Consider the following 13,113-nt stretch of genomic DNA (forward strand, 5'->3'; position numbering starts at 1 on the left):
AAACTTATTAAATAGAAATTGAACTTCTTGGTCTATATCTTCTTTGAGTAACACAATTTAGCTAACTATTATTAAGGTTTGCTCATGAAAGAGAATAACGTAACCCATCTCAATATAGTATTTATTAAAAAGGGAGATATAGAAATAGGATTACTTCCTGAATTAGGCGGCACTATCGCATTTGCCAAATATAAAAATCTTGACTTTATGCGAGCATGGACTGGAGAACTTACACCTAGACGAACTTGCTGTTATCCCCTTGTTCCGTTTTCAAATCGAATTGCCAATGGTCAATTTTCGTTTGCGGGGAAATCCTATCAACTGGCGAAAAATTTTGCTGATCATCCTCACACAATTCATGGCATAGCATGGCAAAAACCTTGGGAAATCATTGAACATTTGCAAGATAAAATTATTTTAGGTTATCAACATCGCCCCGATATTGACGGGATTGATGGTTGGCCATTTTCATTTTCAGTTATACAAACAGTAGAGATTTTTGAAAATAGCTTACTAGTCAAGATGGATATAACCAACAATGACAGTTGTGATATACCAGTGGGATTTGGTTGGCATCCATTTTTTCCTCGACATGATGATGTATTATTGCAATTTGATGCAGAACAAGTGGTTATCAATAACGATAATATGTTACCTGAAAAAATCATCGATATACCTGATGATTGGAATTACCATAAACTGAAACAATTAGGTGAACCAAATCTGGATAATTGCTTCGTTAATTGGAACAGAAAAGCAATAATACAATGGCCGACTAAAAAATTATCGTTAACATTAACTGCTACAATACCATTAGCCTACTTAGTTGTCATGACCCCTTCGGCACCAATGAATACCTTTTTTGCTGTTGAACCGGTGAGCCATATTAATAACGCCATCAACAGTAATACACCATTGCATAATGGAATCCAAGTGCTAGCAAGTAATCAAACCCTAACTGGTGAGATGCAAATGCAACTTGATGAAATAAATTGATTATTTAAATAGAACTTAAATCATAAAAAGCTAGTTCCCGCCAAAAACTTCGTTCCTTACTTTTTTAGGCAGATTATTTATTTAAATGATTGAACAAAAAATATTAAGGAACGTTTGTTGGGGAACAATTATTGCAGTGATTATGTGCTTTTAGGTTATCAAATCATCTTTAACTAATATTGCTTGCCTGTGGTAAAATCATTACAATAAAAGCCAATTAACCACTATCTTTTTTACCGTATGATTACCTATACAGATGCGACCTTAGATGATTTACCATTTATCGTGGAGGTTTATAATTCGACTATTGCCAGTCGTCAGGTAACAGCAGATTTGCAGCCGGTGTCGGTTGAAAGCCGTTTTGCATGGTTTGAACAGCATAATCCGCAGAAGCGTCCGCTTTGGTTAATCAAATATCATAATCAACCTTGTGGCTGGGTTAGTTTGTCATCTTTTTATGGTCGTCCAGCTTACGATAAAACAGTTGAGATAAGCCTATATATTCATCAAGATTTCCGGGGCAAAAAAATCGGTCAAACCACAGTGGCTAAGATAGAATCATTTGCTAAACAAGCTGGTATTGAAGCCATACTCAGCTATATTTTTGGACATAATATTGCTAGCTTAAATCTTTTCGAAAAAATGCATTATAAGCAATGGGCATTACTGCCAAAAGTTGCTGAACTTGATGGCGTTAAACGTGATTTGGTTATTTTAGGCAAACGTTTAGATTAACCCTTTTATCTATCTTAATTAGATATTTTTTTTAAAAAGGATGACTCAATTCATGAGCAATCTAAAAAATCTCGAATATTTATTTCATCAAGCCAAAATTACTAGTATTTTAATCTTGCTTAATGTTGCCTGGTTTGTAATTTCACATCTCCTTGATTCACGAGCCTTTATGAACTATACAGAAATGGCCTTTCTTATTGACTGGGGCGCAGATGTTTCACTGCTCACCTTTTCCGGGGAGTATTGGCGCTTACTGACCAATATTTTTGTGCATGCAGGATTAACCCATCTAGCTATGAATATGCTGGCGCTATGGAGCGTGGGGATTATTTTAGAACGATTAATTCCGCCATTTGCTTTTATTGGGATCTACTTATTGTCAGGCCTGTTTGGTAGCTTAGCTAGTGATATTTCGACCCTGCATCATAGTGTTGTTAGCTGTGGGGCATCGGGCGCTATCTTGGGGATTATTACAGCATTACTTGCCTATTCACTGATTAATCGTACCGATCTGCAACAAATGCCTATCAAATCAATTGTAGTCAGTTTAATACTAACAGCGGGATTAGGTTTGCTGCCTTCTATCGACAATATGGCTCATATAGGTGGTGCCGTTAGCGGATTTATTTTGGGAGGATTAGTCACTATTTGTCTGAAAAAATTTCGCTACCAAAGTCAAATCTATACTAAGTTAATTTTGCTGCTATTTGCTATTTCATGTCTGCTGTTATATCTACTTTATCGATATTATCAAGGGATTGGTGGCTTTCATTATTAACCAATAAAGGCGCAAATTAACTTTGCGCCTTTTTAATTATCGAGGTTCAATTAATAACTACTTAAAACTCGGGCCGGATCGATTTTACATGCTCTGCGAGCGGGATAATAGCTGGCAAGCAAACTTAGTAACATTGCGGTAATAAACACAATAACTACATCAAATAGATGAATTTCAGATGGTAAAAAATCAACAAAATGGTTGCTGGCTTTCATTATTAACCAATAAAGGCGCAAATTAACTTTGCGCCTTTTTAATTATCGAGGTTCAATTAATAACTACTTAAAACTCGAGCCGGATCGATTTTACACGCTCTGCGAGCGGGATAATAGCTAGCAAGCAAACTTAGTAACATTGCGGTAATAAACACAATAACCACATCAAATAGATGAATTTCAGATGGTAAAAAATCAACAAAATGGTTGCTGGATTTTATTATTAACCAATAAAGGCGCAAATTAACTTTGCACCTTTTTAATTATCGAGGTTCAATTAATAACTACTTAAAACTCGGGCCGGATCGATTTTACATGCTCTGCGAGCGGGATAATAGCTGGCAAGCAAACTTAGTAACATTGCGGTAATAAACACAATAACTACATCAAATAGATGAATTTCAGATGGTAAAAAATCAACAAAATAGATATTGCTGTTCAAGATTTTATGCCCCATCATCGATTCAACAACGCCCATTATATTTGAAAGTTGCCAAGCAACAATAACACCTAACACCACACCAATCACACTACCAATTAAACCAGATATCACACCATACCAGATAAAGATACGTTTTATAAGATTATTGGTAGCACCAAGGGTTTTAAGGATAGCAATATCACGCTGTTTATCTTTAACCGCAATAACCAACGTCGATACAATATTAAAACAAGCTACGCCAATCACTACAATCATAGCTAAATACATAATTTGTCGAATCATCTGGATGTCACGGTACATAAAACCAAAAGTATGTTCCCAACTGTTGAAATTGAGATTTTCTTCCAAAGTTAACGTGGCTTGAGCGATAATGTCACTAGCTTGATAGACGTTATCCACATTAATCATTAACCCAGTGACACTGTCATCGATATTTAGTAATTTTTGTGAATCCGCTAAGGGTAATAACGCAACATTATTACTTAACGTACCACTTAAATCTAAAATACCATGTACTTGTAAACGAACGCGACGAGGTGGTTTAAGTTGTTCTGGATTGTTGGAAACCGGAATCAATAGAGTAACCCACTGCCCTTCTTCGACGGCAAGTAATTTAGCCAACCCAGCCCCTAAAATGATCTGCTGACTATCAGCTTTAAAATCTTGCCATCTATTATTAAGTACATAATTTGGCAATGCGCTGATCTTGGTTTCTTGCTCAGGATCGAGCCCTTGCACTTCAACCGCACCAAGTTTGCTAGCGTTTTCAATCAAACCGGTAAAACTAACAAAAGGTACAGCGGATAAAATATGGTTATTCTCTTGGAGTTCGCTTTGAACATGCTGCCAATTATCCAAATTGCCTGTGTAAGAATAAATTTGCCCATGAGGCACCACCGATAAAACACGGTCGTTTAGCTCTCGTTCAAAACCATTCATCGCACTTAATCCTATGATCAGCGCAGCAATACCGATAGCGATACTTAGGGTTGAAATAATGGATATCAAGGAAACCATACCACTTTTACGGCGCCCTTTACGGAATTTTATGGCGGTGATTAATGATAAATTCATAGTTAGTTGTCCATTTACCTTTAATTCGCCAAATCACGGTAGGATAACTGACCATCACTCATAATCAATTGTTGATCGAGTTTATTCGCTAAAGCGAGATCATGGGTTACCACTAAAAATGCCGTACCGTGCTCACGATTAAGTTTCACCAATAAATCAAAAATTGCATCCGCGGTTGATTTATCTAAATTACCCGTGGGTTCATCAGCCATAACTAGAGCTGGATTATTAATCAAAGCTCTGCCAATAGCGACGCGTTGCCGCTCACCGCCGGATAATTCAGCTGGACGATGGTTGGCACGTTTAACTAAATTCACTGACTCTAACATCACCATAGCACGTTTTTTAGCTTCACTTGGTGAAACACCACCAATTAATAACGGCATTGCTACATTTTCAAGGGCAGTAAAGTCAGGTAATAGATGGTGGAACTGATAAACGAAACCAATTTCTTGATTACGTAAGCGAGCTTTTTCTTGCTCTGATAAGCGATTAAGCTGTTGGGATTTGAACATAATTTCGCCGGAAGTCGGTTGGTCTAACCCACCTAACAGATGCAATAAGGTACTTTTACCCGAACCTGAACTACCAATGATCGCCAACAGAGATTTAGGATAAATATCAAATGATACATCTTTCAATACCTCAGTCACCATTTTACCTTCTTTATAGGTTTTACTTAGATTTTTAGCAGATAGAAGTGGCTGTGAATTATTCATAACGTAAAGCCTCGGCTGGTTGGATATTGGCTGCACGATATGCAGGATAAATAGTTGAAATTAACGATAACATAAGTAATCCGAAAATAATAAATACAATTTGTGAAGGATTAACCAAACTAGGTAATTCAATACCAGCAAAGGATAACCCAAGTACCGACATCAATTCATTGAGATATGAGGCAAGTAACAACCCTATGGCACTGCCTAGTAAGGTTCCAATAACGCCAGAACTGGCACCTTGGATAATAAAAATCAACATAATTTTAAAACGTGATAAACCTTGCGTTTTTAAAATGGCTACTTCGCCTTGTTTTTCCATAACTAATAAGCTTAGTGAAGTGATAATATTAAAAGCGGCAACAATCACGATCAAACTAATCAATAATCCCATCACGTTTTTTTCCATCTTAATTGCTTGAAACAACTCACCACGTTTGGCGCGCCAATCGGTAAATTTCAAACCTTCAGGTAAAGGCGTGTTGGTAACTGATGAGATTTCAAGTGGATGCGTTAAAAATAGACGCCAGCCACTAATATTATTAGTTGGATAACGCAACAGATTTTTAGCATCAGTTTGATTGACATAGATTAACGCTTGATTGATATCCTGATTAACAGAAAACAATCCACTTACGGTAAACAGACGTTGTGAAGGAATACGACCTACTGGAGTTATTTGACTGGCATCGGTCACCATCAAACGAATCTTATCACCAACTATTACGCCCAATTGATCGGCTAACGTGTAACCTAAAATCACATTATAACTACCGGCCTGCAAAGTATCGATCGAACCGGTGTACACATAATCCTCAATCGGATCGTGATCTGCGGCGGTGATGCCCATCAAGGTACTAACAGTAATACTGTGTTGACTTTGTAATACCACATCACTGGTAATAATCGGCGTTATTCGCTCTACACCGGGGATATTTTTAAATTGTGAAGAAGTAATTAGTGTAGAATCGATTTTACCTGTTTTCGAGGTAACTTGCGCTTGTGGAAAAAATTTTAAGATACTATTTTGCATCTGATCTTCCAGCCCATTCATTACCGACAACACCACGATTAAGCCGATGGAGCCTAACATGATCCCAATCATTGATAGCCATGATACAAAGCGACCAAAACCATCGGTTTTTTGCCCGTATACATAGCGAAAACCTATATAAAACACTAATGGACGAAATATTTTTGACATAATAGTAATAAGGTACCTGAAGTTTTAATCAAGTTTAACTCGTAGAATATAAGCTACTTATGATACAGGATTAAACAGTTATAGAAAACAGTCATATAATTACGTTATAATCGTGAGATAACTTTGTCGCAATTATCTATTACTCCAACATGCCTAAAACATATAATATTTCTGACATCATTCCTAAAAAATCAGGTGAAGTTAAACAAGTTGGCCAACTTGTTGGTTCTTCATTATCTCAATTTTGTGCGCAAACAATAGAAGCTCACGATGGTTTAGTGGTGATTGTTACCGATGATATGCAACAAACTACTCGGCTTCATGAAGAGTTAAAACAATTTTCTCGCTTTCCAACAATCTTCTTCCCCGATTGGGAAACATTGCCTTATGATAGTTTTTCGCCCCACCAAGATATTGTATCAGAACGGTTATCCTGCCTTTATCATTTGGGCCATTTAACTAAAGGCGCATTAATTCTACCAATTAATACACTTATGCAAAAAGTCTGTCCACAAAATTATTTAGGTGGACATGTCTTTATGATGAAAAAAGGTTTAGCCATAAGTCGTGAAAATCTACGTTTGCAACTTGAAAATGCCGGTTACCGTTCGGTCAGTCAAGTCATGGAACATGGCGAATATGCCACTCGCGGTGCGCTATTTGATATCTATCCTATGGGAAGTGACGCCCCTTACCGTATTGATTTTTTTGATGACGAAATTGACAGCATTCGTACCTTTGATGTCGAAACTCAGCGGACTCTTGATGAAATTAGCCAAATTCAACTACTACCCGCGCACGAATTTCCTTTTGATAAAACATCAATCGAACTATTTCGCAGTCAATGGCGAGAAAAGTTTGAAGTAAGATTAGATCCAGAAAGCATCTACCAACAAGTTAGTAAAAACATTTTACCAACCGGTATTGAGTATTGGCAGGCCTTATTTTTTAACGAACCTCTCACGCCGCTGTTTAGCTATTTTTTAGCAAATACGTTGATTATCAATACAAACAATATCGAATCGTTCGCCAATAAATATTGGCAGGATATTAGCCAACGTTATGAAAGTCGTAAAGTCGATCCGATGCGGCCACTGTTAGCGCCAACGGTTATTTGGTCAAAAACTGATGAAATTTTTGCTCATTTTAAACAATATCCACGCATTACGGTGTCGCATACTGAAATCAGTGATTCAAGCAAAAGTATTAACTTGCCGTTTAGTTTACTACCTGAAATTGCCATACAGATTCAGCAGAAAGATCCTTATTCTCATTTTGAGCAATTTATCCAAGATTTTGACGGTAAGATTATCTTTTCGGTCGAATCTGAAGGTCGTAAAGAGGCGTTGCAAGAAATTTTAGGTCGCATTCGAATACATCCAACCAGCATCACTCAACTTGACCAACTGTCAAACACGGATAATCGTTACTGTTTAATGATTGGTGCTAGTGAACAAGGTTTTATCGATCTGCAACAAAATTTCGCTTTTATTACGGAAAACGAATTGTTGGGTCGTCGGGTTATTCGACGTAAAAAAGAGAGTAAACAAGCGATCAATACCGATAGCTTAATTCGAAGTTTAGCTGAATTAACACCGGGTAAACCTGTGGTGCATTTGGAGCATGGTGTGGGGCGCTATGCCGGTTTAACCACATTAGAAACGGGCGGTATTACTGCTGAATACCTGATTTTACTCTATGCTAATGAGACTAAGCTCTATGTACCCGTTTCATCACTTAATTTGATCAGCCGTTACTCAGGTGGAGATGAGGAAAATGCGCCACTCAATAAATTAGGTACCGATACATGGAGTAAAGCAAGACAAAAAGCCGCCGAAAAAGTACGTGATGTCGCCGCTGAATTGTTAGATATATACGCTGAACGTGAGAGTAAACCCGGCTTTGAATTCAAACAAGATCGTGAACAATACGAACTGTTTTGCCAAGCGTTTCCTTATCAAGAAACCGAAGATCAGCAAAATGCCATTGGTGCTATTATTGGTGACATGTGTTCACCTTATGCAATGGACCGCCTAGTCTGCGGAGATGTCGGATTTGGTAAAACCGAAGTGGCGATTCGTGCAGCATTTTTAGCGGTAATAAATCATAAGCAAGCAGCAGTTTTAGTTCCTACCACCTTACTTGCCCAACAACATTACGAAAGCTTTTGTGACAGATTTGCCAATTGGCCAATCCGTATCGAAAGTTTATCTCGCTTTAAAACAGCTAAACAGCAACAAGCGATAATTCAAGAGTTAGCTGAAGGAAAAATCGACATTGTTGTAGGTACTCATAAACTATTACAAGAAGATGTAAAATGGCAAGATTTAGGCTTATTAATTGTTGATGAAGAACATCGTTTTGGTGTTCGTCAAAAAGAACGTATTAAAGCAATGCGTGCCAATATCGATATCCTAACCTTGACCGCAACCCCTATTCCACGAACCTTAAATATGGCCATGAGTGGCATGCGTGATCTCTCAATTATAGCCACTCCGCCAGCTCGCCGTTTGGCTGTGAAAACCTTTGTTCGAGAATATGATAACCTAGTTATACGTGAAGCCATTTTGCGAGAAATTTTACGTGGTGGCCAAATTTATTACTTGCATAATGATGTGTCGGATATTGAAACAGTGGCGGAAAAGTTAACCGAACTGGTACCAGAAGCTCGGGTTGCGGTTGGTCATGGACAGATGCATGAGCGCGATCTCGAACGGGTTATGAATGACTTTCATCATCAACGATTTAACTTATTGGTGTGTACTACTATTGTCGAAACCGGAATCGACATTCCTAATGCCAATACTATCATTATTGAACGCGCAGATAAATTTGGTTTAGCCCAGTTACACCAATTGCGTGGACGGGTTGGACGTTCCTATCACCAAGCTTACGCTTATTTGTTAACGCCACATCCTAAATTACTTAGTAAAGATGCTAAAAAACGTCTTGATGCAATAGCCACGCTAGAAGATTTAGGAGCTGGCTTTGCTTTAGCCACTCATGACCTTGAAATTCGTGGTGCTGGTGAACTATTGGGCAGTGACCAAAGTGGACAAATTGAAACCATTGGCTTTAACCTTTATATCGAATTACTTGATGATGCGGTTAAATCCCTTAAAGAGGGCAAGGAACCGACTCTCGAATCACTACTCAATAATCAACAGACAGAAGTCGAATTACGCTTACCGACTTTAATCCCTGATGATTTTATTCCTGACGTTAATACTCGTTTATCACTCTATAAACGCATCGCCAGCATTGAAAGCCTAGATGAACTGACTGATATTCAAGTCGAAATGCGCGACCGATTTGGCAAATTGCCTGACCCTGTGTTGTTTTTATTAGAAACGACTAAAATTCGCTATCAAGCAAGTAGATTGGGTATTACCAAAATCGAATTGGGTGATAAAGGTGGCTTTATTGAATTTGGCGCTAATAACAAAATTTCAGTTGATTATTTAATTGAGATCATACAAAAATCGCCAAAAATTTATCGCTTAGAAGGGACTAATCGATTAAAATTAATTAAATCTGATTTACAACGCATTGATCGCATTGATTATATTAAGAATTTATTAGTTGATTTTGCTGATCATCTAGAAAAATAACCTGAAATATAACGAAACAGAAATTATAAACATGAAAAAGACGACTCCAATTATTGGTATTATTGCTGTACTAGGTATAAGTTACCTTGGTATAGCATGGCACACTGGGAATGTAATTGAAAAAGAAATTGATAACACAATAGCTCGAGTTACCGAGCAAATAAATAATTCGCAAAACGTGTTTAACGTACAAATCACTCATTCTAATGATAAGAAGCATATTTTTTCAACCCAAACGCATATCAATATAACCTTATTGCCTAAGGACGAAATGATCAATGATAAACTCCCCTTGATTGACACTGATTTCACTATCTATCACGGTCCATTTCCGATAGCAGCCTTAAAACAAGGTATTTTTTCACCACAAATGGCTTGGATTGAATATCCAATTGCCGACCCTAAATTTGACTTGGTTGAGGTTATTGGCGCTCGACCATTAATAACGGGTAATATGAGTATAAGTTATAATGGTGATGTAACACTTAATTGGTTAACTAACGGATTTAAAGTTAAACAAAACAGAGAAACACATTTTCTATCTGGTCTAGAAGCAGAATTAGGAGCTTCGACTTTAACATTCACTAGCAAAAGCGATCAATCAACGCCGTCAATAAAATTGGATTTAGATAAATACCATCACCAATTTGCGAGCGAATATTTGACATTAAACAATCTTCATTTCACCCTTGCTGGTGAAAAGCAATCAAACCACGTTAATTTTGCTTTGACTTTTGATAAATTACGAACCAATCAAAAAAATAAATTTTTTAATAATATGTATGATTTTGATCAATCTGATCTCGACACTTTTATACTTGATAATTTAATCACTAAAGTTACGATTGAACCAGCCAATCAGGATGTTGATACGCAAATTAGTTTGGGTAATTTTACCTTAATTCCACAATCAAGTAATAGGCAACCAGCTATCCAATTAAAAGGTCTTTCAATCAAACAAAAAGTTAATTTAAGTGATGCACGAGTTCTTAGTGGCTCATTTACATGTAGTGTAAACTCAATTCATCATGGACAACAAAACTTAGGGAACGCCATGATAGATATTGATTATCAAGATTTAGATAAAGCAATATTTGGCGAGGAATTTGTCGATGTAGAAACTCATTATAATCAACCTATTGAAAGCAAAGTTAAGCTAAATAACTTCAGCTGGCACAATTTGAGTGGTGATATCAATATTAAAGGATCACTAGATATTACTAATCTTGATCAAATTTCTGAAGACGACAACCCTCTTGATAGCATTGATAATTTAACATTACATGTTAGTGCACCGTTAAACGTGCTTGTCCGGATTTTTGCCCAATATTGGGATCCTCTCCATCATGATCTCGTTGATGAGCAAGTTGAGTTATGGAAAGAAGAAACCCAAGAAATGTTAGAACATATGTTCGGTGATTCGCCATTATTTAAGTTAAGTAAGGGTGAAGAACAAGGTTTATTTATGGATATTGATATATCTAAAGATAGTAACGAAGCCAACATAAATGGACAAATGTATAACAAAAATGAGCTTTTGGATCTGTTTGAATAAAACAGGAATATAAATTGGCTCAGGTGATAACTTAATTGATTGGAATCGTATAGGTTGTAGAAAGAAACGGAAAGTAAGAGGTTGAAAATGAAGAAATCGAAATTAGCAGTGGGTGTTGTGGCAATATTAGGTTTAGGCTATGTTGGTCTTGCATGGCACACAGGGAACGTAATTGAAAAGGAGCTTGATAACAGTTTAAATGACATATGCCAACAAATGAATAGTGTACAAAAACTATTTAAATTACAAATCACACATGATAATGATGAAAAAGGGATTTTCTCAACAAAAACACATATAAAAATCTCTATCAACTATGATCAAAGGTTTGCGCCAATCATAATATATGATGATGATATTATCATTCATCATGGCCCCTTCCCACTAGCGGCATTAAAAGATGGTAAGCTAACCCCACAACAAGTATGGGTTGAATATCAAAATAGTGAACAATTTAATCCGAGTTTGTGGAAGGATGTTGGTAATCAACCGTTCATTAAAGGTCATGTTGGCTTATCTTATTTTGATAATCTAGACTTTAACTTATTAACTCAACCAATTTCATTGGGTGAATCTGAGCATGTTTATAATATCTTTCAAGGCAAACTTGATCTTGGTACAATTGATTATCGCTTTTCGGGAAACATCAAATTTGATAAATCATCAATCTCGATTAAAGTAAGCAAAATTGGTTATCAAAGAAACAATGGTGACAGCTTATTGGTCAACAATTTAAAATTCGTTAATGATATTGATTACTCAAAAGCCTATATAGATACTCAAACTCGCTTTGATGATTTAAATTTTGATTTTAAAACCAAGTTCAATACACCGGAAATTGCTATCAAAAATTTAATTTGGCACAATAAATTTGAAGCAAATAGTAAAGGATTGAATGGTATGGTGAATTTAAATGTTGACGCATTTAATTACGGCAAACAAGAAATGGGTAATGGTGCTTTAGATTTCAATTTTGAGGGAATGGATAAATCATTTTTAAAACACCAATCCGAATTACGACCTTTGTTAGCTAAAATTGGTAATAATACCTCTCCCAATAGCAAAGTAAACTTTAAAAAGGTATATTGGCACAATAATGAGGGGGATATTAATTTCAATGCACTAGTAGATGTTTCAAATTTTGATCAAAAAACCGCCTTAACCATGGGAAGCAATCTCAATAAACTCAATCAATTTAATTTTAAGCTTGAAGCGCCTTACAAGGTTTTAGGTCGTTTTATCGCTCAATTTGTAAACCCGGAAAAAGAAAATATTTCGGATGAGGAATTTAAAACAGCAGTTCAAAATGTTCAGGATATTATTGAAATGGCAGTATATAAATCACCTTTATTTATATTCAAAAAAGATGATGTTGATGGGCTATTTTCTGAAGTAAAATATTTAAAAAATAGTGAACAATTTATCATAAATGGCAAAAAGATGGCCTCGGATGAGCTTCTAAAAAATCCAACTTATTAATCTATTCATTATAAAATCAACCCACCAATCCTCTGGTGGGATACCTATTTTACCACAACTTATTTCCTCATTAGATAAACATTAATTTTTTGTTTATAACTTATCTAAAATAAGACATCTTATTGAATATAATTGATAAAAAATATACTATTTTCAATATTTAGATACATTTCAACTATATTTCTTACCAATTTACTAAATTGGTCTAAAAAAATTATCACTTGGTTATAGATAAATGATAAAACAGCTTAAGTGACAAACAATACCTTAAATCCAAGAAAAACTGCCATGAATGACAAAGGATC

General features: G+C 36.1%; 9 protein-coding genes and 2 pseudogenes. 6 read left to right on the forward strand and 5 right to left on the reverse strand.

Annotated features, from left to right (window positions below; all coding sequences use genetic code 11):
• Positions 1 to 84: 84 nt before the first annotated feature.
• From DKK70_RS08440 to DKK70_RS08450, 3 genes are all read left to right on the forward strand, one after another.
• Positions 85 to 996: an aldose 1-epimerase gene (locus tag DKK70_RS08440; protein ID WP_110433604.1), complete on the forward strand. Its 912-nt coding sequence runs from the start codon at positions 85 to 87 to the stop codon at positions 994 to 996.
• A gap of 240 nt (positions 997 to 1,236) precedes the next feature.
• On the forward strand, positions 1,237 to 1,731 hold the full coding sequence (locus tag DKK70_RS08445) for a GNAT family N-acetyltransferase (RefSeq protein ID WP_110433605.1): 495 nt from the start codon (positions 1,237 to 1,239) through the stop codon (positions 1,729 to 1,731).
• A gap of 52 nt (positions 1,732 to 1,783) precedes the next feature.
• Positions 1,784 to 2,509 (forward strand): rhomboid family intramembrane serine protease, encoded by a 726-nt coding sequence (locus DKK70_RS08450; protein ID WP_181415952.1) that lies wholly within the window; start codon positions 1,784 to 1,786, stop codon positions 2,507 to 2,509.
• A 50-nt stretch (positions 2,510 to 2,559) separates the two neighbouring features.
• Here the strand turns inward: DKK70_RS08450 and DKK70_RS08455 are convergent.
• The 5 genes and pseudogenes from DKK70_RS08455 to lolC form a co-directional block, all read right to left on the reverse strand.
• Positions 2,560 to 2,709, reverse strand: a pseudogene (locus DKK70_RS08455) (lipoprotein-releasing ABC transporter permease subunit LolE); the annotation flags it as partial.
• A gap of 71 nt (positions 2,710 to 2,780) precedes the next feature.
• Positions 2,781 to 2,930, reverse strand: a pseudogene (locus tag DKK70_RS17510) (lipoprotein-releasing ABC transporter permease subunit LolE); the annotation flags it as partial.
• A gap of 71 nt (positions 2,931 to 3,001) precedes the next feature.
• On the reverse strand, positions 3,002 to 4,240 hold the full coding sequence (lolE, locus tag DKK70_RS08465) for a lipoprotein-releasing ABC transporter permease subunit LolE (protein ID WP_110433609.1): 1,239 nt from the start codon (positions 4,238 to 4,240) through the stop codon (positions 3,002 to 3,004).
• A gap of 20 nt (positions 4,241 to 4,260) precedes the next feature.
• Complete coding sequence (lolD, locus tag DKK70_RS08470; RefSeq protein WP_110433610.1) at positions 4,261 to 4,959, reverse strand: lipoprotein-releasing ABC transporter ATP-binding protein LolD; 699 nt, start codon at positions 4,957 to 4,959, stop codon at positions 4,261 to 4,263.
• Positions 4,952 to 6,154 (reverse strand): lipoprotein-releasing ABC transporter permease subunit LolC, encoded by a 1,203-nt coding sequence (gene lolC, locus DKK70_RS08475; protein ID WP_110433741.1) that lies wholly within the window; start codon positions 6,152 to 6,154, stop codon positions 4,952 to 4,954. The genes lolD and lolC overlap by 8 nt, the downstream gene beginning before the upstream one ends.
• A gap of 158 nt (positions 6,155 to 6,312) precedes the next feature.
• On the opposite strand from lolC, the gene mfd reads away from it, so the two are divergent.
• From mfd to DKK70_RS08490, 3 genes are all read left to right on the forward strand, one after another.
• The gene (gene mfd / locus DKK70_RS08480) at positions 6,313 to 9,774 is read left to right on the forward strand and encodes a transcription-repair coupling factor (RefSeq protein WP_110433611.1); all 3,462 of its coding nucleotides are present in this window, start codon (positions 6,313 to 6,315) and stop codon (positions 9,772 to 9,774) included.
• A 31-nt stretch (positions 9,775 to 9,805) separates the two neighbouring features.
• Positions 9,806 to 11,329 carry a DUF945 family protein gene (locus DKK70_RS08485; RefSeq protein WP_110433612.1) on the forward strand — a complete coding sequence of 508 codons (1,524 nt, stop codon included), beginning with the start codon at positions 9,806 to 9,808 and terminating at the stop codon, positions 11,327 to 11,329.
• An 87-nt stretch (positions 11,330 to 11,416) separates the two neighbouring features.
• Positions 11,417 to 12,808 carry a DUF945 family protein gene (locus DKK70_RS08490; RefSeq protein WP_110433613.1) on the forward strand — a complete coding sequence of 464 codons (1,392 nt, stop codon included), beginning with the start codon at positions 11,417 to 11,419 and terminating at the stop codon, positions 12,806 to 12,808.
• Positions 12,809 to 13,113: the final 305 nt, after the last annotated feature.

Source organism: Gilliamella apicola (assembly GCF_003202655.1).
Taxonomy (GTDB): Bacteria; Pseudomonadota; Gammaproteobacteria; order Enterobacterales; family Orbaceae; genus Gilliamella; species Gilliamella apicola_R.